This window comes from Aquimarina aggregata, assembly GCF_001632745.1.
In the GTDB taxonomy this organism is placed as follows: Bacteria; Bacteroidota; Bacteroidia; order Flavobacteriales; family Flavobacteriaceae; genus Aquimarina; species Aquimarina aggregata.
This window is the reverse complement of the sequence record NZ_LQRT01000011.1, coordinates 44,618-67,046: the sequence shown is the minus strand read 5'-3', so window position 1 is coordinate 67,046 and position 22,429 is coordinate 44,618. Positions and strand designations below refer to the sequence as shown.

The 22,429-nt window shown below is 32.3% G+C and carries 19 protein-coding genes; 5 read left to right on the top strand and 14 right to left on the bottom strand.

Annotated elements, in window-relative coordinates; translation table 11 throughout:
• Window positions 1-578 precede the first annotated feature (578 nt).
• The 4 genes from AWE51_RS11325 to AWE51_RS11310 all read right to left on the bottom strand — a co-directional run bounded on the left by AWE51_RS11325 (window position 579) and on the right by AWE51_RS11310 (window position 4,992).
• Entirely contained in the window at window positions 579-1,442 is an 864-nt protein-coding gene (locus tag AWE51_RS11325) for a sigma-70 family RNA polymerase sigma factor (protein WP_027395748.1), read from the bottom strand.
• 281 nt (window positions 1,443-1,723) lie between these two features.
• Window positions 1,724-3,121 carry a hypothetical protein gene (locus AWE51_RS11320; RefSeq protein WP_066313629.1) on the bottom strand — a complete coding sequence of 466 codons (1,398 nt, stop codon included), beginning with the start codon at window positions 3,119-3,121 and terminating at the stop codon, window positions 1,724-1,726.
• Window positions 3,114-3,668 (bottom strand): RNA polymerase sigma factor, encoded by a 555-nt coding sequence (locus AWE51_RS11315; RefSeq protein ID WP_066313627.1) that lies wholly within the window; start codon window positions 3,666-3,668, stop codon window positions 3,114-3,116. Before AWE51_RS11315 ends, AWE51_RS11320 begins: the two co-directional genes overlap by 8 nt.
• Before the next feature lie 268 nt (window positions 3,669-3,936).
• Window positions 3,937-4,992 (bottom strand): hypothetical protein, encoded by a 1,056-nt coding sequence (locus tag AWE51_RS11310; RefSeq protein ID WP_066313623.1) that lies wholly within the window; start codon window positions 4,990-4,992, stop codon window positions 3,937-3,939.
• A gap of 169 nt (window positions 4,993-5,161) precedes the next feature.
• Between AWE51_RS11310 and AWE51_RS11305 the strand changes: the two genes are divergently transcribed.
• Complete coding sequence (locus tag AWE51_RS11305; RefSeq protein WP_066313621.1) at window positions 5,162-5,563, top strand: hypothetical protein; 402 nt, start codon at window positions 5,162-5,164, stop codon at window positions 5,561-5,563.
• A 63-nt stretch (window positions 5,564-5,626) separates the two neighbouring features.
• Here the strand turns inward: AWE51_RS11305 and AWE51_RS11300 are convergent, their stop codons facing one another.
• Entirely contained in the window at window positions 5,627-7,819 is a 2,193-nt protein-coding gene (locus AWE51_RS11300; protein WP_066313620.1) for a polyribonucleotide nucleotidyltransferase, read from the bottom strand.
• A 246-nt stretch (window positions 7,820-8,065) separates the two neighbouring features.
• Window positions 8,066-8,335 (bottom strand): 30S ribosomal protein S15, encoded by a 270-nt coding sequence (rpsO, locus tag AWE51_RS11295; protein ID WP_066313631.1) that lies wholly within the window; start codon window positions 8,333-8,335, stop codon window positions 8,066-8,068.
• A 166-nt stretch (window positions 8,336-8,501) separates the two neighbouring features.
• On the opposite strand from rpsO, the gene AWE51_RS11290 reads away from it, so the two are divergent.
• Window positions 8,502-9,329: a hypothetical protein gene (locus tag AWE51_RS11290; RefSeq protein WP_066313619.1), complete on the top strand. Its 828-nt coding sequence runs from the start codon at window positions 8,502-8,504 to the stop codon at window positions 9,327-9,329.
• A 109-nt stretch (window positions 9,330-9,438) separates the two neighbouring features.
• On the opposite strand, the gene accD is transcribed toward AWE51_RS11290, so the two are convergent.
• The 3 genes from accD to tamL all read right to left on the bottom strand — a co-directional run bounded on the left by accD (window position 9,439) and on the right by tamL (window position 14,131).
• Window positions 9,439-10,296 carry an acetyl-CoA carboxylase, carboxyltransferase subunit beta gene (gene accD / locus AWE51_RS11285; protein ID WP_066313618.1) on the bottom strand — a complete coding sequence of 286 codons (858 nt, stop codon included), beginning with the start codon at window positions 10,294-10,296 and terminating at the stop codon, window positions 9,439-9,441.
• A gap of 62 nt (window positions 10,297-10,358) precedes the next feature.
• Window positions 10,359-11,426, bottom strand: a complete 1,068-nt coding sequence (gene fbaA / locus AWE51_RS11280) for a class II fructose-bisphosphate aldolase (protein ID WP_066313616.1) — start codon at window positions 11,424-11,426, stop codon at window positions 10,359-10,361.
• Window positions 11,427-11,560: 134 nt separating this feature from the next.
• Window positions 11,561-14,131: a translocation and assembly module lipoprotein TamL gene (gene tamL, locus AWE51_RS11275; protein WP_066313615.1), complete on the bottom strand. Its 2,571-nt coding sequence runs from the start codon at window positions 14,129-14,131 to the stop codon at window positions 11,561-11,563.
• A gap of 37 nt (window positions 14,132-14,168) precedes the next feature.
• Between tamL and AWE51_RS11270 the strand changes: the two genes are divergently transcribed.
• The gene (locus AWE51_RS11270; RefSeq protein ID WP_066313613.1) at window positions 14,169-14,900 is read left to right on the top strand and encodes a TrmH family RNA methyltransferase; all 732 of its coding nucleotides are present in this window, start codon (window positions 14,169-14,171) and stop codon (window positions 14,898-14,900) included.
• Between the two features lie 10 nt (window positions 14,901-14,910).
• Here AWE51_RS11270 and porT read toward each other — a convergent pair whose 3' ends face one another.
• On the bottom strand, window positions 14,911-15,618 hold the full coding sequence (gene porT, locus AWE51_RS11265) for a type IX secretion/gliding motility protein PorT/SprT (protein WP_066313612.1): 708 nt from the start codon (window positions 15,616-15,618) through the stop codon (window positions 14,911-14,913).
• A gap of 90 nt (window positions 15,619-15,708) precedes the next feature.
• A complete protein-coding gene (gene ubiE / locus AWE51_RS11260; protein WP_066313611.1) occupies window positions 15,709-16,437 on the bottom strand; it encodes a bifunctional demethylmenaquinone methyltransferase/2-methoxy-6-polyprenyl-1,4-benzoquinol methylase UbiE in 729 nt (242 codons plus the stop codon).
• A gap of 209 nt (window positions 16,438-16,646) precedes the next feature.
• Between ubiE and trkA the strand changes: the two genes are divergently transcribed.
• Both trkA and AWE51_RS11250 read left to right on the top strand, forming a co-directional pair.
• Complete coding sequence (trkA, locus tag AWE51_RS11255) at window positions 16,647-17,996, top strand: Trk system potassium transporter TrkA (protein WP_066313609.1); 1,350 nt, start codon at window positions 16,647-16,649, stop codon at window positions 17,994-17,996.
• Between the two features lies 1 nt (window position 17,997).
• Window positions 17,998-19,494 carry a TrkH family potassium uptake protein gene (locus AWE51_RS11250; protein WP_066313607.1) on the top strand — a complete coding sequence of 499 codons (1,497 nt, stop codon included), beginning with the start codon at window positions 17,998-18,000 and terminating at the stop codon, window positions 19,492-19,494.
• 48 nt (window positions 19,495-19,542) lie between these two features.
• Here AWE51_RS11250 and AWE51_RS11245 read toward each other — a convergent pair whose 3' ends face one another.
• The 3 genes from AWE51_RS11245 to AWE51_RS11235 all read right to left on the bottom strand — a co-directional run bounded on the left by AWE51_RS11245 (window position 19,543) and on the right by AWE51_RS11235 (window position 22,367).
• Window positions 19,543-19,815 carry a hypothetical protein gene (locus tag AWE51_RS11245; RefSeq protein WP_066313606.1) on the bottom strand — a complete coding sequence of 91 codons (273 nt, stop codon included), beginning with the start codon at window positions 19,813-19,815 and terminating at the stop codon, window positions 19,543-19,545.
• A 221-nt stretch (window positions 19,816-20,036) separates the two neighbouring features.
• Window positions 20,037-21,245 carry a pyridoxal phosphate-dependent aminotransferase gene (locus AWE51_RS11240; RefSeq protein WP_066313604.1) on the bottom strand — a complete coding sequence of 403 codons (1,209 nt, stop codon included), beginning with the start codon at window positions 21,243-21,245 and terminating at the stop codon, window positions 20,037-20,039.
• A gap of 18 nt (window positions 21,246-21,263) precedes the next feature.
• Window positions 21,264-22,367 carry a fatty acid desaturase family protein gene (locus tag AWE51_RS11235; RefSeq protein ID WP_066313603.1) on the bottom strand — a complete coding sequence of 368 codons (1,104 nt, stop codon included), beginning with the start codon at window positions 22,365-22,367 and terminating at the stop codon, window positions 21,264-21,266.
• Window positions 22,368-22,429 lie beyond the last annotated feature (62 nt).

Below are 22,429 nucleotides of genomic sequence, written 5' to 3'. Positions count from 1 at the left end.
ATTCTGATTTTTGTTCTGAGTGAGCGCTGGGAAAAGGCAAGCTCTTTTTATTTTGTGAGGTACGAGCAAAATGAAATGTGCTTGACTGCGCGTTTGGATTTTTCAAAGCTTGCAGGTAACAATTGTGTATATGTAAAAGTAAACATATTTCTTATATAGTAATCTGAATTAGAAGTATAGTATTCGAATATTATACGATTAAGAAAACAAAATGCTTTAAATTTTGAATACTTTTAAACCTATCAAGTTTATTAAGTTAGATAGTGTAGAGTATCCTTAGAAAGGATCTAGGCATGTTTTACATTATTTTATAATCGCCATATAAAGTTTATTCACAATATTTTTTTGGTAATTTAAATTCTAAATTAACTATTTTCCTAGATAACATCATAGGTATAAAAACGGTAAGTAAACTTAATTTATAACCAGTATCTTTTTTTTTATTATTGAATTTTAATCTTTTTAGGTTCCTAGAAATATATAAAAGAAAAAACCTCCGGTAATCAGCCGGAGGTCATTCATCAATCAAAAAACGAACAGTTATGTTATAAAACTGTTTGTAGTCGCAATTTAGGAATTTATCCTAAATAAGTCTTTAATATTTTACTTCTAGACGTATGTTTTAATCTACGAATAGCTTTTTCTTTTATTTGTCGAACACGTTCTCTTGTAAGATCAAAAGTTTCTCCGATCTCTTCTAAGGTCATAGGGTGTTGATCACCAAGACCAAAATATAATCTGATTACATCTGCTTCTCTAGGTGTAAGTGTTTCTAAAGCTCTTTCTATTTCTGTACGTAAAGATTCGTGTAATAATGATCTATCAGGATTAGGTGATTCACCAGAGTTTAATACATCATAAAGGTTAGAATCTTCACCTTCTACCAAAGGAGCATCCATACTTACGTGACGACCAGAGTTTTTCATAGACTCTTTTACGTCATTAATAGTCATATCTAACTCTTTGGCAATCTCTTCTGCACTTGGTGGGCGCTCATGTGATTGCTCTAAGAAAGCATACGTTTTATTAATTTTATTAATAGAACCAATTTTATTAAGTGGTAAACGTACAATACGAGATTGTTCTGCTAATGCTTGTAAGATAGACTGTCTAATCCACCATACAGCATACGAGATAAATTTAAATCCACGTGTTTCATCAAAACGTTTAGCAGCCTTAATTAACCCTAAATTACCTTCATTAATCAAATCAGGAAGTGTAAGTCCTTGATTTTGGTATTGTTTTGCAACAGATACTACGAATCTAAGGTTTGCCTTTGTTAATTTTTCAAGGGCTCTCTCATCACCAGCCTTGATACGCTGAGCCAATTCTACTTCTTCATCTGCAGTAATAAGATCTACCTTACCAATTTCCTGCAAATATTTATCCAGCGATGCAGTCTCACGATTCGTTACCTGCTTCGTAATTTTAAGTTGTCTCATCTATGTTATCCTTGAAATTTAATTTGTGAATATTTTAGGGCCTTTACTTATTATACGTAAGATGTTACCTAAATGTTACAAAATTGTTGATTTTTTATAGAAATAATCATAATACTTCAACTTAGTCGTAGCTTTTAAGTACTACTAACACTAGGATTTCAGAATTTTTACAACTTTTTTATTTTTCTTGTTTTTTTAAGAAATAACGCTAAAAAAAATGTTAGTAGCTAGATTAATCGTGTTTTAATGCTGTTAAAATATAAGAGATGTACTTTGTACTATTAAAATTTATAGGATAATCCAGTTTGTAGAGTGAAAAATAAATGTCTATAACTTTCTGTAGTGTCGCTGGCATCTTTTAATTGAAAATTAAATATAGGTTCGGCATTTAAATAAATGTGTTTTGTAATGGAGTGCTCAAAGTTTGCACCAATATTAAAATTAAAACTTGCCTTTTGAAGATTTCTGGCGCTTCCAACTTTAATGGTATTTGATGAGTTGCGAACCGAGAGCGCATTTTGATTTAGAAATAAAATATTCATACCCATTAGTATCGATGTTTTGATATTTCGATCGATAATTTGATGCTGTGCTCCAAATGAGATTTCATTATAGGATATTTTTTGAACAAGATCTAATGTATTGATATCCTCAACTGTGAAGTTGTTTGGCAATGATATCCCCACATCTCTTAGTACAATTTCAATTTGATCAGATGGTATACTTTTAGTAATACTACTTAATTTTGTACGGTTATATCCAATCCTTAAAGCAGTTTTTTTAGAGTAATATGTTTTAAAAAGAATACCATAATTTAGAGAGATTCTTCCGTTATTCTTGTTATTAGCGATTAGATTACTTAATAAAGACCCTTTTGGCGTAAAGGTATATGTGGGTGTAAGGTGAACCCCTATACTAAATTTCTGGAAAAGTGGTTTTTTCTTTGGCTTTAAGTATATTAATGTGTCTTTAGGTTTGCGCTTTGCAACTACTTCTTCTTTTTTAATTAGCGACTCTGAATCTAAAGAGTCTTTAGGAGTTTTTGCTATACCAGAAGAATCGGTCAATACATGATTAGTGATATTTTTGTTTTTAGAGTTTGAAAATTGAAAAGATAAAGTATCGTTGTTAATACTGTTATGATCGTTATTACTTAAACTTTTTTGGTAGGTGTTAGCATCCTTTATTGCACTACTACTACTTTTAGAAGCCTTAGAACCGAATTTGTTATTTTTTAATTGAGCTATAGGTAAATTAGATTTTGAATCAGTATTAGTGTTTGTATAATGAGAAACAACATCGGTTTTAGTGTTTATTTCCTCTTTTATAGAACGAATTGTATCTAAGTAATCTTCTTTAATAGTTTTATTCTCTTTTATATCTGTGATATTGTTTTTGTTAAAATTGGGTTCTACACAATGATCAATTGTAGTATTTTGTGGGGTATTATTAGTATTTGAATTGTGAATTGTAGTCTTTGTAAATGTTATATATCCAAACGTTAACAGCAATGAGGATAGCACAAGTACACTTCCTATTCTTATCCAATAGATTAAGGGGCGTTTTTCTTTTTTAGGTAATTTAGACTCAATATCTTCCCAGCTTAATTGGCTAGGAGTGGTATTAAAACCCTCTAGTTTTTCTTTAAAAACTTTTCCTATGTCTTTTGGGTTAGCCATTACTTAGTACTTTTTTTTTAAAACAATCTTTGTCAGATAGTATTTTAGTTTTTAATATACTTTTTGCCCTATGTAAGTTTGATTTAGAAGTTCCTTCAGAAATAGTAAGCATTGTAGCAATCTCTTTGTGTGAGTATCCATCAAGTTCATATAAATTAAAAACTAATCTATATCTGTCTGGTAACTCTTGTATATATATGAGTAACTCGTCTAATGATAGTTGTAATTCTTCTGCGTCAATTACAACATCTTCAATAGTTTCTTCTTGGACAAAATTATCTAGATAAGGTGTCTTTTTGTATTTATCAATTGCCTTATTGATAGTTATTCTTTTCATCCAACCTTCAAAAGAACCTTTAAAATTGTATTGGTTTATTTTATTGAAAATTGTGATAAAAGCATCTTGTAAGTTGTCTTCGGCTTCGTTGTAATTTTTGCAATATTTTAGACTCAAAGCAAAAAGTATATCTCTATAGAGATAAAACAATTCACTTTGTGCTTTGCGATTGTTTTTTTGACACTTTTTAATTAGTTTTTTTATGTCCAATTGGTTTTAAGCTTTGTAAAGACTACTGTTTTGTGTTTTATTCGTCATTGTTAATAAGCAAAAAGAGTTCAATATATTTTAATACTTGTTCTAAATACTTTTTAAAAATAGCATATAAATTACTGAGGTATCTATTTTTTTAAGACTGAGTTGTTTTTAAAGGTTGCGTCAAAAAAGAATAAAATTTTAGGATTAAGCAAAATGTTACAAAATAAAGTAGTTTTAAAAGCCATCTTTTCTTTCATAGAAAAGATGGCTAACCATAGCATTAGGACGCATCTGGATTGTTACAGGCTTCAACAAATAGTACAATTCTAATAATTTTAGAAACATTAGTTTCTGAATTTCTAATTTTAGCAAAAACTAGTTGGGGATTAGTGGTATTTGTATATGTAGGTGCGTCTAAAATGTTTTGTTCTTCTTCAGCATCAGCATATGTGCTGAAAAATGTTACTTCGGCGTCTGTATTTATATTTTCCTGAAGTGATACAATGCATTCTTTATATCCATCCAGGGTAAACTCTGCTTTATCGTCAAAGCCTTCTAGGGCGCATTCTCTAAACTCTACATAATCACATGAGTTTTCAACAGCACATTTTTTTTGAATGGTGTATTTTTTGTCTTGGTTGGTTATCTCTATAGTATCGTCGTCGGTAATAATAGCTTCCCAGTCAAAATTCCAATCCTGAGCGGTTTGAGACTCTCCTTCTAAATGAATATTGATGTGTAATTTTTCTTCAATAAATAAGGACACCCAAGATGTTCTGTACGCATCACCTTTGTGATAAAAAATACCTGTTCCATCTTGGTAAAAGTCAAGTAAAGAATTATTGTACTCTTTGTTTTCGGTTAAAGAATTGATTGTCCATATACAGTTTTCTTCTTCTAGTATGTTATTACAATTACCAATAATTTCGGTTTCGATACATGCTTCAATTGTTTCTTTAAGTTCTGCATTATCATCAATACTTAAAGTACTACCATCTTCTAATGTACTTGTTATGGGGTAGCTAAGCCCAATAGCTCCATTAATTTCTTCGGTTTGACCGAGTAAGCTTACAAATTCTAGATTATTGTTGATGATTCTGCTACCAACTACTTCTGAATTATCATCAAAGGTATAGACGTTAAATGGATAGATAAAAATCACACAAACAGGCTCGGTTTTATCATCGTTTGTAGAAATCGTTTTTATAGAATTAAACAGGGACGAATCAGAGTCGATTTTTTGTAGATTACTAAATAAATCATAAGGTTCATTTTCACATGAAATCAAAAATAATGTAGTGAAAAAAACTAAAGAAATTTTTTTGAATAGTGTCATGGCTCTGTCTTTTAAAGTATGTGTCTTATAGACTGAATGCTTTAAAAAGGTTGCTTAGTTAAAATGTAATTTTAGTTAATATGTTGTTTTTGAATACCTTGTGTACAGAATAATCAGTAAATTAGTGAAGTCACATATAGCTTTTTAAGCTATGTATAAAACCTATATCATGAAAGTATCATTAAAAGAAGTTAAACTGTATAATAGAATTATGAAGAATCTGTACTACGCAAAGCATCTAAGGTTATTGATAAATCTTTTATTGATTTGTGTTGTTTTTGCGAGTTGTCATAGTTATAAAGCAATAGAGCTTTCAGACACAGAAATTCAATTAAATAAAAAATATAAAATAACGACTACAAAATACCAAAATAAGAAAATGGTAGTTAAAGATTTCAACGATTCCGAAATTCTTGTAGAGATAGATAAAAAGGATGAGAAAATCGCTCGTTCAGAGATAAAAGAAATGAAGAGCAGAAAGTTTTCTTATATAAAGACATTTGTTGTAACACCGGTTACATATATGGTTTCTGGTGTTGGATTGGTTTTTTTTGCTTTGGCCGTGCGATAAAAAAAAGTAGGCTAAATTCTAATTTAGAATTTAGCCTACTTTTTTTATAATTAAAAAGATAAATTAATTATTATCTTTTTTATCTCTACGAGGAGGTCTTCTATCATCTCTCTTATCACCACCTTCTGGTCTAGGAGGTCTAGGTAATAGGGCTTTTCTAGAAACTTTTTCTTTACGTGTTCTTGAGTCAATACCAAAATATTTAACATCAAATACATCACCCATATTAACTACGTCGCTAACATTTTCTGTACGTTCCCATGCTAATTCAGAAACATGTAGTAGTACTTCGTTACCAGGAGCTTCCATATACTCTACAACAGCACCAAAATCTAACATTTTGATTACTTTTACTTCGTATACGCTACCCACCTGAGGTTTAAAAGTGATAGAATCAATTTTAGCTAATACAGCATCAATTCCTTCTTGATTTGTACCTAATATTTCTACATTACCTTCTTCGGTAACTGGATCTTCATTGATAACAATAGTAGTACCTGTTTCTTTTTGTAATTCTTGAATTACTTTACCACCAGGTCCAATTAATGCTCCAATATATTCTCCAGGAATAGTTTTTGTAACCATTTTTGGAGCATGCCCTTTAACATCAGCATTTGGTTCTGCAATCGTATCCGTTAGTTTACCAAGAATATGTAAACGTCCATCGGCAGCTTGCTTTAATGCATTGACTAGGATTTCATAAGATAATCCTTTTACTTTAATATCCATTTGACAAGCAGTAATACCATCTGCAGTACCAGTAACTTTAAAATCCATATCACCTAAGTGATCTTCATCACCTAAAATATCAGAAAGAACCGCATATTTACCAGTATCACCATCTGAGATAAGACCCATTGCAATACCAGAAACAGGTTTTTTAAGTTGTACACCAGCATCCATTAAAGCCATAGTACCAGAACATACAGTGGCCATAGAAGAAGAACCATTTGATTCTAATACTTCAGATACTACACGTACAGTATATGGGCAATCTTCAGGAATCATGCCTTTTAAGGCACGTTGTGCTAAGTTACCATGTCCTACTTCTCTACGAGATGTACCACGTATTGGTCGTGCTTCTCCAGTAGAAAAAGGAGGGAAGTTGTAATGTAAGTAGAAAGTTTCTTCTCCTTCAAAAGAAGGCATGTCTATTTGATTAGCTTCTCTTGAGGTACCTAAGGTTACTGTAGCTAAGGCTTGAGTTTCCCCTCTTGTAAAAATAGAAGATCCATGTGTAGAAGGTAAGTAATCTACCTCACACCAAATTGGTCTGATCTCATCTGTTTTACGACCATCAAGACGTAATCCTTCATTTAAAGTAAGATCACGAATCGCAGCTTTTTCAGCTTTATAGAAATATTTAGAAACTAAATCTCCAAAATCTTCTAATTCTTCTTCAGAAAAACTAGCAGTGATTTCTTCTTTTATTTCAGAAAATGCTAAACCACGCTCTTTTTTAGAGGAACCGGCTTTTGCAATTGCGTATACTTTATCATACGCCATATCATGAATTTTCTTAGCAAGATCTTCATCTTCTCTTTCAGGATCGTATTCACGAGTTTCTTTTTTTCCGAAAGCTTCTGCTAATTTAAGTTGTGCTGCACATTGAACTTTAATAGCTTCATGTGCGAACTTAATTGCTTCTACCATTTCTTCTTCAGAAATCTCATCCATCTCACCTTCAACCATCATTACGGAATCTGCAGAAGCACCAATCATCATATCGATATCTGATTCTTCTAATTGCGCTCTAGTTGGGTTGATGATAAACTCACCATTTATACGACCTACACGAGCTTCTGAAATTGCACATTCAAATGGGAAATCAGATAATTGGATTGCTGCAGAGGCAGCTAATCCTGCCATTGCATCAGGCATAACGTCTTCATCATGAGACATTAACTGAATCATAACTTGAGTCTCTGCATGATAATCTTTAGGGAATAATGGACGTAGTACACGATCCACCAATCTCATTGTTAATACTTCACCATCACTAGGTCTAGCTTCTCTTTTGAAAAAACCACCTGGATAACGACCAGCAGCTGCAAATTTTTCTCTGTAATCTACAGTTAACGGTAAAAAATCTACATCACTTTGTTTGTAATTTGAAACAACTGTACATAGTAACATACATTTGCCCGATTGCACAACAACAGAGCCATGCGCCTGCTTTGCTAATTTTCCAGTTTCGATAGAAATTTCTCTACCGTCACCAAGGTCAATGACCTCTCTATACACTTTTGGAATCATATTTTTTTGATTCTAATCTACCACTTCATAACTTATATGTATTATACAAGCTTAGTGGTAGTAATTAAACATTGGTTTCCGTCTTACTCGGACGGACAAGGTTGTGTTGTTGTAGTAATTGTTCGACCAATGAAAAACTAAGGCATTCATTCTGACTCTAGTGAAGTAAGAATGTTTTTATTCGAAACCTTAAAAAAGATTTCAATATCATTAAAAAAAAGAGAGGCATATAGCCTCTCTTTTTTATTATTTTCTTAAATCTAATTCTTTAATAATCGCACGATATCTTAAAATATCTTTCTTAATAAGATAATCTAATAAGTCTCTACGTTTTCCTACTAACTTTACTAACGAACGCTCAGTATTATAATCTTTACGATTCTTTTTTAAGTGTTCTGTTAAGTGAGTAATTCTGTGAGTAAATAATGCAATCTGAGCTTCTGCAGTACCACTGTCATTTTTTCCTTTACCGTGCTTTGCGAAGATCTCTTCTTTAATCTCTTTTGTTAAATACATTCCAATATTATTTAAATGATTTTTATGTATTGATAACGCCTTGTTATCAGCGTGCAAATATAATATTTTTTGAATTAGAATTGCATTTTATATGAAAAAAAACATATTTGATTAAACCTTTTGTAAAGTGTTTAGTCATAAGAAGGTAACGTTAAAATTAAATATTATGAAAAACAGCATTTTAAAGTATGGTTTACTAGTGTTTATATCTGGAGTATTTGTTGGGTGTGATACAGATGAAGCTAATGATCAAACTACAGAACCTCTTAATCAAGAAGAAGTTGAACTTACTGCAAAAGTGGATAACGCTACCGAAGTTATAAGTGATACTTTTTTGCAGATTTATGAGGTTGAAGAAAGTCTTGTGAAAAGTCCAATTCATCCATTTTTACCAGAGTGTGCATTAGTTACTGTTGAAATTACCAATACCTCAAAAGAAGTTACGGTTGATTTTGGGACCGAAGGATGTGAGGTACGTGGAGGAAATGTACTAAAAGGAATAGTTAAAATGTCTTATGTTTCTAATATTGATGCAAGTACATTGGTTATTAACTATGAATTAGTTGACTTTTTTATAAACGAAGTGGAGTTTGAAGGAGCTAAAACGATAACAAGGCAAAGAACTAATGAAAATGGAAATCCACAATATGCGATGAATTTGGATTTAAGTATAACATTCGAAGATGGATCGCAAGCTTCTAGAAAAGGAACAAAAGTGAGAGAATGGATTGAAGGTTCTTTTAATGGTAATTGGGGAGATAATGTGTTTTTAATTACGGGAGAATGGGAAACTAATTTTGTAAATGGAAATGTACATAGTACGACAATTGTAGAGCCTATACGTCGCGAGGCAAGTTGTAAGTTTATTGTGAGTGGTATCGTTAATTTAGTAAGAACAAACTATAGTGGGGTGTTAAATTATGGGGATGGAGTATGTGATAATAAGGCTGTTTTTACAAATGTCGATGGTGATGAACAGGAAATCCAGTTATAGTCTTAAACGCTTGTTTAGAGTTCTTATTTTGATATGAATACGATTTTAAACAACAAAAGACATGGTATAAGCCATGTCTTTTGTTGTTTTCATTTGTTAAAGGGACCTACTAATTTGGAAGAGGTCTATTTAAAATTAAATCTAAGTAAAGATTTACTTTTTGTTTTAAATGTTGTCTTGGAGTTATATAATCTAAAAACCCGTGCTCTAATAAAAATTCTGAAGTTTGAAAACCTTCTGGTAATTCTTTACCGGTAGTATCTCTTACTACTCTTGGTCCTGCAAAACCTATTAATGCTCCTGGTTCGGATATGTTGATGTCTCCAAGCATGGCAAAAGAAGCGGTTGTACCTCCTGTAGTTGGATCAGTACATAGAGAAATATAAGGAATTCCTGCATCGGCCAATTGTGCTAATTTCGCAGATGTTTTTGCTAATTGCATTAGTGATAAAGCAGCTTCCATCATACGTGCTCCTCCTGATTTTGAAATAATCATAAAAGGAATGTTGTTCTTTAAAGAATAGTCTGCAGCCCGAGCGATTTTTTCGCCTACTACACTACCCATAGAACCACCAATAAATGAGAAATCCATACAAGCAATAACTAAATCATTACCATTAGATTTACCTACGGCTGTTCGTACAGCATCCTTAAGATTTGTTTTTTCTTGCGCTTCTTTAAGACGATCTGTATATTTTTTCTTGTCTTCGAATTTAAGAGGGTCTTTTGAAGAAAGATTTTTATCTAATTCTTTGAATTTGTTATCATCGAATAAAATTTCAAAATATTCTTTACTACCAATTCTTACGTGATATCCATCTTCTGGACTTACATAAAAGTTTTTTTCCAGTTGTTCTGCATCTACAATTTTTCCAGTTGGAGATTTGTACCAAAGCCCTTTAGGGACATCTTTTTTGTCCTCTGTAGCTGTCTGTATACCTTTTTGTGTTCTCTTAAACCAAGCCATAAATTATTGTATTAAAAAAGCTGAAACTCCTAGTAAAGAGTTCCAGCTTGGTTTTTCAGTCATTATAATGTGTTCACATTATTTAGATCTTCGAATGCCTTTTTAAGACGGTTTTTAAAGGTGATTTCACCCTCTCTTAACCATTTTCTAGGATCATAATACTTCTTGTTAGGTTCCTCAGTTCCTTCAGGATTACCTATTTGTGTTTTTAGATATTCAATTTTAGAAGTCATATAGTCACGAATTCCTTCATTAAATGCAAATTGAAGATCTGTATCAATATTCATCTTAATTACTCCGTACCCAATAGCTTCTCTTATTTCTTCTAATGTAGAACCGCTACCTCCGTGAAATACAAAATCAATGTGGTTATGATCAACATTGTATTTTTCTGAGATAAATTCCTGAGAATTTTTAAGAATTTTTGGAGTTAGTTTTACATTACCCGGCTTATATACTCCGTGTACATTCCCGAAAGCTGCGGCTACAGTAAATTTATCACTAACTTTACTTAGTTCTTCATAAGCATAAGCAACTTCTTCGGGTTGTGTATATAGCTTAGAATCATCTACGTCACTATTATCTACACCGTCTTCTTCACCCCCTGTAATACCAAGTTCGATCTCTAAAGTCATTCCCATTTTACTCATACGAGCAAGGTATTCTTTACAGATTTCGATATTCTCTTCGATTGATTCTTCTGATAAATCAATCATATGAGAACTGTATAAAGGTTTTCCTGTTTGTTTAAAAAACTCTTCTCCCGCGTCTAATAGTCCGTCTATCCAGGGAAGTAATTTTTTAGCACAGTGGTCAGTGTGCAAAATTACAGGAACCCCATAGGCTTCGGCCATAAGATGCACATGTTTTGCTCCGGCAACAGCTCCAGCTATCGCAGCTTTTTGTCCTTCATTAGAAAGACCTTTCCCAGCATTAAATTGCGCTCCTCCATTTGAGAATTGAATAATTACAGGAGAATTTAATTCTGCAGCAGTTTCTAAAACGGCATTAATCGTATTAGAACCTATTACATTCACTGCAGGTAATGCAAAAGCTTTTTCTTTTGCAAATTTAAAGATTGCTTGGACTTCATCTCCTGTAGCAACTCCTGGTTTGATGTGATGACTCATAATTTAGTTTTGGTTTATAAGGGTACAAAAATAGTAAAATTAAACCGAAAGAATTTTATTAATTAAAACGAAAAAAACAGGCTTTTTGAAATCATTAAACATTAAGTAAAAATAATAGATCAAAATACTGTCAATTAAAAAGGATAGTTAATTCCTATATTATAAACAGCTTCAGAGAAGTTATAGCCTTTAAACCATCTTTGATCTACATCATTGGCAGGATTAAAAGTTTTAAAACCAATATCAAGGCGTATTACAAAAAAATCAAAATCATATCTAAATCCAAAACCACTACCAACGGCTATTTCTTGTATGTCATCTAATCTAGAAAAAGTAGCTTCTTCATCTTCTACATTGTCGAGAATATTCCAGATATTTCCTGCGTCTATAAATAAAGCACCATTTAGTCCCCCTAGAATATTATAACGGTATTCGGCATTTAATGCGATTTTTAAATTGGCTTCATTAAATTCGTTTCTTCCTCCCGTACTTCCTGGACCTAGATCGTAGGGCAACCAGCCTCTGTTGTCGTTTGTTCCTCCTCCAAAAAAACTACGAGCAAAAGGAATACTATTAGCGTTTCCGTAAGGAATAGCGATTCCTCCAAAAGATCTAAATGCTATTATATTTTTTCTGCCTAAATCCCAATGTTTGATATAATCTAATTCTGTTTTGACATATTGCGAAAATTCAACGCCGAATATATCAAACCGTTCGTTCGAATTTTCTTTTAACCCTGCGATTTCAGAAATAGCATTTAAAACGTTACCTGCGAGTTCTATTTTTGCTTTAAACCTTGAATAATTTTCATCATAAAGATTTTCTCGGTTGTTTTTTGTAAACGTATAACTGGATGCAAATATTAAGTTGTCCTCGGTTAACCTTACTTTACGTTCGTTGATATTTCTGATTTCCTGTTGTTGACTGTCGTTTAAGTCTTCATCAGGGTTTGCTCCAAGCGATTCAGATAAAAAGCCATCTGCTCCATCCGGAATTCGCAATTCAGCTTCACTGATATCACCACCAGGATTAGAAAACAAGGGAGAATCTGGATCTAGAACCTGCCTGGCAATACCATTTAGTTCACTAAAAGCATTTTTGTAAATATTAAAATAGTTGTTAATATTTAAATTTCTTACATATTGAGCATTAACAAGATCTATTTGATTGGTAAATATTTTGTTAGGTTTCCATATATAATTAAATATACCTGTGGCGTTTTGTTTGTCTAAACCTATATTTTGTTGCACATTAATTCCAAAAATAATATTTGTTGTGGGCGACATTCTTTTAGGGATAATACTGTTGGTTCTTACAGGAAAAAGTATTTGCGGAAAAGATAGTTTTACATCTGCACCGACTTCTGAGATATCAAAGAATTTTTGCCCACCATCTACAGCATCTGCCGAAGACCCAATACTACCTCTACCAGAGATTTCAAGAATTTCGGCTCCTCTAAAAACATTACGTATTAAAAGTGAGCCTCCAAAACCGATTCCGAAGGGTCTTATGGTTGATGTTGATACATCAAATTGGACATTGGTGCTATATTTCTTTTTGGGAGTTAGTAAGATGTTTGCAATCAAATTTTTTCCGGTAGGGTCATCTCTATCAACATCATATTGTATGTTAGGGTATTTAAATGATCTTAAATTGTTAATTTGATTGTATGTAATTGTACGGTCGCTATCTTTAAAAATTTCTCCTGGTGTGATCAAGATTGAATTTGTAATTGCTTTACGGGTAAACTTGATTTTGTCAAAACCATAAATATTATACCCTCTATATGATGTACTATCTTTAGGTACCTTATTTCTATTTTGATAAGAATAATCTGTAAAGATGTTGACTTTACTTATTTTATGAACTTTAAAAGGTATTCTTGCGGTTGAATCTCCAAAAGTTATTGGTCGGTTTTTGATTAATAGGTTAAGATTTACCTTATGATCCGTATTAATAGTGTCGGCATCAAATTTTATAAACTCTTTTTCAAAATGAAATAATCCAGAATTTCTATACAAGGTAGTAAGGCGTTCTCTTTCTGATTCAATATCAAGAGTTTTGTATTGTTTTCCAGAGGTTATTGTAGAGTTTTCAGTATTAATTTTATAAATAGAGTCAGCTACTCTAGAATCTATTCTGGTTTTTAATGAATCAATAAAATAGGGTTGATGTGGCTTTACATAATATTTTACTGTAGCTCTTTTGTCATCTCCTTTTTCAATTGTATAATCAGTTTCGACATTAAACCAACCATTATTCCAGAAGTATGATTGTAACCTTTTGGCAGAACGTCGGGTTTTTATTTCATCTACTATTGATGGAGGTTCTCCTGTTTCTTTTATCCAATTGTTGATTCCTGATAATGCTACACCTAGCCGATCTATTTGCTTTTTAGAAAAGAAATTTGTCATTCGCTTTTCGCGTTTGGGCTTTCTTTTTAACCAATCACGATATAGTGAATCCCTATTAACACTTGCTAAGTTGTAAATATGAAGTTGTACAGGAATTCCTGCTGGTCTTGAATTTGGTTGCTGAAGCAGTTGATTTGATAGTTTTATATCTTTTGATTCGATGCTATCAACAAAAATTAGGTTCTTTTCTAATAAGTGTTCACTTTCCTTAACTCTTTTTACCGCATTACACGAAATTAAAAAGATTGTAGTTAGGGTAATTAATAATATTTTTGTCAGAAAGTATTTCAATCCAGATTCATTATTGATTCAAAAATACACTATTTGTATGGTTAGCAAAAACCAAAAGAAACTAATAAAAAGTTTATATCAAAAAAAATACCGAAAACAACATGGTTTGTTTGTAGCTGAAGGTAAAAAAGTGATTAAAGAGTTGCTTGAAGCAAAATTAAACCTTCAGGTGTTGTATACCATAGACCTTAGTGTTTTTGATGTATCAAAAGATATAATGCAGGTTATATCAGAAGAAGAGTTAAAGCAGATAAGTTTTTTGACAACCCCTCAAACCGCACTGGCTATTTTTTCTATTCCAGAAAGTAGTAAACCAAATACAAAAGGTTTGGTTTTGGCATTAGATGATGTACGCGATCCTGGAAATCTAGGTACTATTATACGATTATGTGATTGGTTTGGTGTGCAGGAGTTGGTATGCTCTAAACAAACAGTAGATTGTTTTAACCCAAAAGTGGTACAGGCAACTATGGGATCTATAACACGTGTAAATATTAATTACTTGGATCTTGAAGAATTTCTTCGTTCAGAAAAATCTACTACAGAGATTTTTGGTACATTTATGAGTGGTGATAATATTTATGCACAAGATTTACCAGAAAACGGAATAATAGTAATGGGTAATGAAGCTAACGGGATTTCACATCGCATAGCGAATACAATTACTCAAAGAATCACAATTCCTCAATTTGGGATAGCCCAAAATACAGAAAGCCTTAATGTAGCTATGGCAACATCAATAATTCTCAGTGAGTTTCGAAGAAAGTAAATAATTAGATTTACTGAAATGTGAAATTTAGAAAAACACCTCTTGTAGACATTTTATCAATAGTACTTGTGTATGGACTATCAGGATCATTATCAGGAACCAATTCATCAGATAAAGCAAATACTCCTCGAATAGATGGTGTGAATTTGAAATAATACAGATAAAGATCGATCCCGAAACCAACTTCAAAATAATTCGTACTTGTTTTCATTCTAAATTCACCACTTGTATTGTCATCGGGATTATCTTGATTACTTGATAAATTGATCGAAGTAGATACACCCCCTACAATAAAAGGTTTGATGTTGTTGATTCTCTTGGTAGATATTTTTAATAATAAAGGAAGGTGAACATAGGTAGATTTCACCTCTCTAAGTCTTTGAAAATCATCTGTAAATAAAGGGTTGTTAAATGTAAGATTTCGAGTAGAAAATGTAACCATAGGCTCAAATCTAACATCTAAATAGTCATTAATTCTTACATTCCCCATTAATCCTACACTAAAACCTATGCTTTCATCCACGATAACGTCCTGATCTTCAAAATCGGCAGTGTAATCAAAATTGAAATCATAAAAATTAAATCCAAGTATATAACCCCAACTAAGTCTTGGTTTATCAAAGTTCTGTAAGTTTTGAACTTTTTCTTTCGAAAACAATTGTGCACTCATATGTTGAGAGAAAACTAGAACAACGAATAGGATAAAAAGTCTTTTCATTTATTTAAAAATTTACTAATTAAAAATTTGAAATCGTGTTTTAATTAGTATTTATCATTTCTTGATGCTCATTACGAGCTTTCATATTATTTATTTTGTAGCGGTGTATATTGTAGCGACACCAAAAGTCTGAGGCTTATCTTCAACATCTATAAACCCAATTTTTCTCAAAATATTGTTGAAACTTTCACCATATGGAAAAGCTGCTGCACTTTCACTTAGATATGAATACGCAGATCTGTCTTTAGAAAATAGTTTTCCGATTAAAGGTAAAATTTTTGTTGAATAAAATTTATACCCCTGTTTATATGGTGTTTTAGTAGGAATAGAGGTTTCTAGAATAACAAATATCCCACCAGGTTTAAGAACTCTTAAGATTTCAGAAAGTCCTTTTTCTAAATTTTCAAAATTTCGAACACCAAAAGCAACTGTAATCGCATCAAAATAATTATCAGTATATGGAAGATTCTCGCTATCTGCTTGAACCATACTAATGATGTTGTCTAAATCTTTGGCTTTGATTTTATCCTTACCTACATTTAACATTCCGGCAGAAATATCAAGACCGATAATTTCTAAAGCCCCTGTTTTGCATAAGTTAATGGCAAGATCACCTGTTCCAGTAGCAACATCAAGAATCTTTTCAGGATTTGTTTTATGTACTAGTTTGACAACCTTTTTACGCCATTTAATATCGATACCAAAAGAAATGACGCGATTAAGACCGTCATAATTACCTGAGATCGTATCAAACATCTCGGCGACCTGATCTTTTTTAGATCTATTTTTGTCGTTGTATGGTGTTATCTTTTCTGACATTCAAAAAAATTTAGGCAAATATACATTTTTGATATTGATAGTTAGACTAGATTTATATTAAGTTGATGAAGATCAAATTTTATCGGTAACTCAATTTGCATTATCTTTGTACGCTTTTTAAATACTAAGACATAAATTTATTGTTTTAAAATACAACAATTTATATCTTCGTTCGACATTTTTTAGATGAAAAATATTATACACAACCAATGAAAATCATAATTGCCGGAGCTGGTGAAGTCGGATTTCATTTGGCAAAATTACTCTCGTTTGAGTCTCAGGATATTACTCTTATTGATACCGATAAAGAATGCCTTAACTATGCGGATACGCATTTAGATATACGAGTTATTAAAGGAGATGCCACTTCTATTAGTATTTTAAAAGAGGCTAGGGTAGAGAATGTAGATATGGTAATAGGTGTTACCTCGAGTGAGACAACCAATATTACAGTATGTGTATTAGCCAAACAATTAGGTGCAAAACGAACTATAGCTAGAATATCTAATACAGAATTTCTTGAAAATAAAGAAGAAGTAGGCTTTGCTAAATTTGGAATAGATGAGTTAATATCCCCAGAAGCTTTAGCAGCAGGTGAAATAGAACTATTGCTTAATCAATCTGCCTTTCATGATAGTTATGAATTTGAAGATGGAGCTTTAACTATGGTGGGTACTACATTATCTAATGAAGCACTTTTTGTAGGTAAAAATGTTAGAGAAGCTGCAGAGATATTTCCAGAATTACACTTTATGCCTATTGCTATTCAACGAGCAGGAACACAATATACTGTTATCCCACGAGGAGATACAAAATTCAAAGAGGGAGATCAGGTATATTTTGTGACTTCGAAAGGAGGAGTTGAAGAGTTATATAAACTTACCGGTAAGATAAAAGAAGAGATAAAAAGTGTAATGATTCTTGGGGGTAGTAAAATAGGATACAAGACCTCATGTGACCTTTGTGATCATAAATTTAGAGTTAAACTTATAGAAAAAGATAAAGAGAAATCTTTTGACTTAGCGGATATATTACCGAATGCTCTTATTATTAACGGAGATGGACGAAATGTAGAACTTTTACAGGAAGAAGGGATCGATGGGATGGATGCTTTTATTGCTGTAACTGGTAATTCTGAAACCAATATAATGTCTTGTTTAGTTGCAAAATCTAAAGGGGTTAGAAAGACCATCGCTTTGGTAGAAAACATGGACTATTTTCAGTTATCCCACTCTATAGGTATTGATACATTAATCAATAAAAAATTATTGGCTGCAAATAACATCTTTAGATTTATTAGAAAAGGAGAAGTTGTTGCGATGACTAAACTTAATAATATGAATGCAGAATTATTAGAGTTTATTGTAAAGCCAACTTCAGAAGTGAGTGATAACTTAATAAAAGACCTTGATTTTCCGCGTTCTGCGATTATTGCAGGTGTGATTAGAGATGGCGAAGGTATGATAGCACTGGGCGATTTTTATATCCAAGCAGGAGATCGAGTAGTTGTATGTTGTTTACCTAAGTCTATTAAGAAAATAGAAAAGCTCTTTCTTTAAAATGTATAAATTAAACTATAAGATCATTACGCATATTATGGGGTTACTGTTACTTTGTAATGGTGGTTTTATGTTGATTGCGACTATAATAAGTTTTATTTACAAAGATGGAGTTACTTTAGAAATCATGATGGCTGCCTTGGCTACAATGTTTTTAGGTATTGCTATGATGTTTTTAACGCGAGAGCATCAAAAAGAAATTAATAAACGAGAAGGATATATTGTAGTAACATTTGGATGGATATTTATGTCTCTTAGTGGTACTTTGCCATATCTTTTTTCTGGAGCAATTCCATCATTTACAAATGCTTTTTTTGAAACCATGTCAGGTTATACCACCACTGGTTCTTCAATACTTAATGAAATAGAAATTATACCGAAAGGAGTTTTGTTTTGGCGTAGTTTAACACATTGGATTGGTGGGATGGGGATTATCGTTTTAGCAATTGCAATTTTACCATTGTTAGGTATCGGAGGGATGCAACTTTTTGCTGCAGAAGCTCCTGGTCCAAGTGCTGATAAATTGCACCCAAGAATTACAGATACGGCCAAGAGATTATGGCTAATCTATTTTGGATATACTTTTGCGCAGACCATCTTTTTGAAATTGGCAGGAATGAATTTCTTTGATGCCATAAATCATGCGTTAAGTACATTGTCAACAGGAGGTTTTTCTACTAAAAATGCTAGTGTTGCTTATTGGAATGATCAACCTATCATACAATATATTATCATACTGTTTATGTTTTTAGCAGGTATGAATTTTGTACTTAGTTATTTTGCTTTTAAAGGAAAGGTGCAAAAAATTATTAAGGATGAAGAGTTTAAGCTCTATGGCTTGTTTACCATAATATTTACGGTAATTGCCACTTTAATTATTTATTATGAAGCAGATGTCTCAATTTCTTCAATAGATCATCCTATGGTCTGGGGAGAGGCAGAAAGTGCTTTTCGTCATGCATTGTTTCAAGTGCTAGCGGTTGTTACAACTACAGGTTTTGTAAGTGCAGATTTTACAATGTGGACACCTTTTTTAACAGTCTTCTTCTTTGGGCTTATGTTTCTAGGTGGCTCTGCAGGTTCTACATCAGGTGGTATGAAGGTCGTAAGACACTTAATTACTATTCGTAATGGGATTTTAGAATTTAAACGAACATTACACCCAAGAGCAGTATTGCCAGTACGATATAATACAAGAGCTGTGTCAAAAGAAATTGTATTCAATATACTGGCATTTTTTATATTGTATATGCTTGCCTTTATTATAGGATCTGTCGTGTTGGGGGCATTAGGATTAGATTTTGAAACTGCAATAGGAGGTGCCGCTTCTTCTTTAGGAAATGTTGGACCTGCATTTGGTAAATTAAGTCCAGTTAATAATTTTGATATGCTTCCGGCATTTGGGAAATGGTGGTGTTGTTTCTTAATGCTGATAGGAAGGTTAGAGCTCTTTACAGTGTTAATTCTGCTTACGCCTTTTTTCTGGAGAAATAGATAATAAAAAAATCCCGAAAAATAAATATCTTCCGGGATTGTTAATGTCTTTTTATGGTAATGAATATTGCATTGTTATTGTCCATAACTCTGCAACTTTTTTAATAGTGTCTTTTACTTTTCCTGTAATATATTCTTTATGCATATCTTCTATTAAAAAGATATCTAATATAGACTCATAATAGTAGCCAGTAGAATTTAACTCGAATTCGTTTTCGGGTTTTATATCTAGAATTTCTTCTTCTGTTTTAGTAACTCCGAAGTTTTCTTTAAAAATTTGAAGGACATTTTTTTGAACAATACGTTCTTTTTCTAGAGTGTTCATGACAATTTATTTAAGTTGGTTTTAAATAAAAGCTTTACGTTAAAGCTGTTTTGTGTAAAATTGAATATATCTAACTCTGTTTTTGAATCTTTATTGTTGGAGATTGGTTTTGATAACAATAAATTAAAGTTAAAATTTGTTAATGGCATGTATTCAATTAAAAACCAATTACCTAACGTTAGTTTGTGATTGGTTTTTAATTGAACTCTACAGTAGTTCTTTTAGCTAAGAACTTCTTTAATTCTTCGTATAGCTTCAATAATTTGTTTTGTACTTGCTGCATATGATATGCGAATACAGTTCCCGTTACCAAAGGCAATACCGGTTACAGTAGCTACATTTGCTTTTTCTAATAAAAACATAGAAAAATCTGTAGCATCTTCTATAGTTTGACCTTGTAGTGTTTTTCCAAAATAGTGAGAAATATCTGGAAAAACATAAAAAGCTCCTTCAGGTTCATTGCATTCAAAACCGGGTATTTCGGATAATAATTTTAATATTAGTGATCTACGCTCCTTAAATTCATCAACCATGTATTGGATCTTACTTACGGGGGCTTCTAAAGCTGTTATCACAGCGCGTTGCGCAATACAATTAGCTCCACTGGTAACTTGACCTTGTATTTTATTACAGGCTCTTGCAATAGCTTTAGGAGCACCAATATATCCAATTCTCCATCCTGTCATGGCAAATGCTTTTGCTACACCGTTAACAGTGACCGTTCTATTGTACATGTCCTCAAATTGTGCCATAGAGGCATGTCCACCAACATAATTTATGTGTTCATAAATTTCATCACTAACAACGATAACGTCAGGATATTTTTGTAATACATCGGCAAGCGCTCTAAGCTCTTCTTTGCTATAAATAGATCCACTTGGATTGCAAGGAGAGCTATACCATAACATTTTAGTTTTTGGTGTGATTGCGTTCTCTAATTGCTCGGCAGTGATTTTAAAGTCAGTATTGATACTTGTTTTAACTTCGACAGGAACTCCTCCCGATAATTTAACAATATCACTATAACTCACCCAGTATGGGCACGGTAAAAGAACTTCATCTCCTGGATTAAGATATACTTGAGCTATATTGTAAAGTGCCTGTTTGGCTCCTGTTGAAACTACAATTTGAGAACGATCATAAGTAAGGTCATTATCTCTCTTAAATTTCGTAATAATTGCATCTTTTAATTCAACATATCCATCTACAGGAGTGTAAGAATTATAATTGTCATTTACAGCTTGTATTGCCGCGTCCTTAATAAAATCAGGAGTGTTAAAATCTGGTTCTCCCAGACTTAGTCCGATAATATCTTTGCCTTCGGCTCTTAATTCGCGGGCTTTAGCCGCCATTGCTAATGTAGCAGATGCTTCGAGTGCATTAATTCTGTCTGATAATCCTGCGCTCGTTTCCGATACTTGTGTGCTCATTGTTTTGGTAAATAAAAGTTATGATGATTGTAACGCTGGCTTCATTCCCATTTCTTTAAGATGTTTAAAGTGAGAGATTATAGCTTTGCGCGTAGTTTTGTATTCATTATATGGTAAGTTAAACTCTATGGCCGTTTGTTTAACGATCTTAGAAATTTTAGTATAATGAATGTGGCTTATGTGAGGGAAAATGTGGTGTTCAACCTGATGGTTTAATCCTCCCGTAAACCAATTGACTAATCTGTTTTTTGTTGAAAAATTAACAGTTGTAAATAGTTGATGAATTGCCCAAGTGTTTTTAATGTTTCCAGTTTTGTCTGGCATCGGCATTTCCGCTCCTTCTACCATGTGAGCTAATTGAAATACAACACTAAGAATAAGTCCAGCAACATAATGCATTACAAAGAATCCTAAAAGGATTTTCCACCATGCTATGGACATAAAAATCATAGGAATTACAATCCATATCAGAATGTATATAACTTTAGTAATCACTATGGTGCTCCATTGTTTAATTGGGCTAGGTAATTTTCCATAAGATAATTTACGAGCTAAATAATCTTTAGTTTGTTTAAAATCGGTAGTTAAGGCCCAGTTAAATGTTAGTAAACCATATAAAAATATAGAGTAATAATGCTGAAACTTATGAAAACGTCGCCATTCTGCATGTTTAGTAAATCGTATTATTCTTCCGGCATCCATATCTTCATCGTGACCATGAATATTTGTATATGTGTGATGTAAAACATTATGTTGTACCTGCCAATTATATACGTTACCTGCAAGTATGTAAATAGTGTTCCCCATGATTTTATTAATCCATTTTTTGGAAGAATAAGAGCCATGGTTACCATCATGCATTACATTCATTCCAACTCCAGCCATACCTACACCCATTACTATAGTAAGAAGTAGTAACCACCATTGCGAAATGTCTAAGGTTAGAATTAAGAAATAAGGAGTTAAAAACAAAGAAAACATGATGATGGTTTTTAGATGTAACTTCCAATTACCAGTTCTCTTAATATTATTTTCTTTAAAATATTGATTTACACGCTTGTTTAGTGTTCTGAAAAATTTTGCAGAATCAGAAGTGCTAAATCTTACCTGGGGTGTCGTCATAATGTTGTCTGTCAAAGTAGGATAACTCCTAAATTTATATTGATGGGTAAAGTTAGGTATTT

Coding starts and splice junctions, on each gene's coding strand:
- AWE51_RS11245 (WP_066313606.1), bottom strand. CDS start 19,815: ATGAACACTCTAGAAAAAGAACGTATTGTTCAAAAAAATGTCCTTCAA.
- trkA (WP_066313609.1), top strand. CDS start 16,647: ATGAAAATCATAATTGCCGGAGCTGGTGAAGTCGGATTTCATTTGGCA.
- AWE51_RS11320 (WP_066313629.1), bottom strand. CDS start 3,121: ATGGCTAACCCAAAAGACATAGGAAAAGTTTTTAAAGAAAAACTAGAG.
- AWE51_RS11290 (WP_066313619.1), top strand. CDS start 8,502: ATGAAAAACAGCATTTTAAAGTATGGTTTACTAGTGTTTATATCTGGA.
- AWE51_RS11325 (WP_027395748.1), bottom strand. CDS start 1,442: ATGAGACAACTTAAAATTACGAAGCAGGTAACGAATCGTGAGACTGCA.
- AWE51_RS11235 (WP_066313603.1), bottom strand. CDS start 22,367: ATGACGACACCCCAGGTAAGATTTAGCACTTCTGATTCTGCAAAATTT.
- accD (WP_066313618.1), bottom strand. CDS start 10,296: ATGGCTTGGTTTAAGAGAACACAAAAAGGTATACAGACAGCTACAGAG.
- fbaA (WP_066313616.1), bottom strand. CDS start 11,426: ATGAGTCATCACATCAAACCAGGAGTTGCTACAGGAGATGAAGTCCAA.
- AWE51_RS11300 (WP_066313620.1), bottom strand. CDS start 7,819: ATGATTCCAAAAGTGTATAGAGAGGTCATTGACCTTGGTGACGGTAGA.
- AWE51_RS11305 (WP_066313621.1), top strand. CDS start 5,162: ATGAAAGTATCATTAAAAGAAGTTAAACTGTATAATAGAATTATGAAG.
- ubiE (WP_066313611.1), bottom strand. CDS start 16,437: ATGTCAGAAAAGATAACACCATACAACGACAAAAATAGATCTAAAAAA.
- rpsO (WP_066313631.1), bottom strand. CDS start 8,335: ATGTATTTAACAAAAGAGATTAAAGAAGAGATCTTCGCAAAGCACGGT.
- AWE51_RS11270 (WP_066313613.1), top strand. CDS start 14,169: ATGGTTAGCAAAAACCAAAAGAAACTAATAAAAAGTTTATATCAAAAA.
- AWE51_RS11310 (WP_066313623.1), bottom strand. CDS start 4,992: ATGACACTATTCAAAAAAATTTCTTTAGTTTTTTTCACTACATTATTT.
- AWE51_RS11240 (WP_066313604.1), bottom strand. CDS start 21,245: ATGAGCACACAAGTATCGGAAACGAGCGCAGGATTATCAGACAGAATT.
- porT (WP_066313612.1), bottom strand. CDS start 15,618: ATGAAAAGACTTTTTATCCTATTCGTTGTTCTAGTTTTCTCTCAACAT.
- AWE51_RS11250 (WP_066313607.1), top strand. CDS start 17,998: ATGTATAAATTAAACTATAAGATCATTACGCATATTATGGGGTTACTG.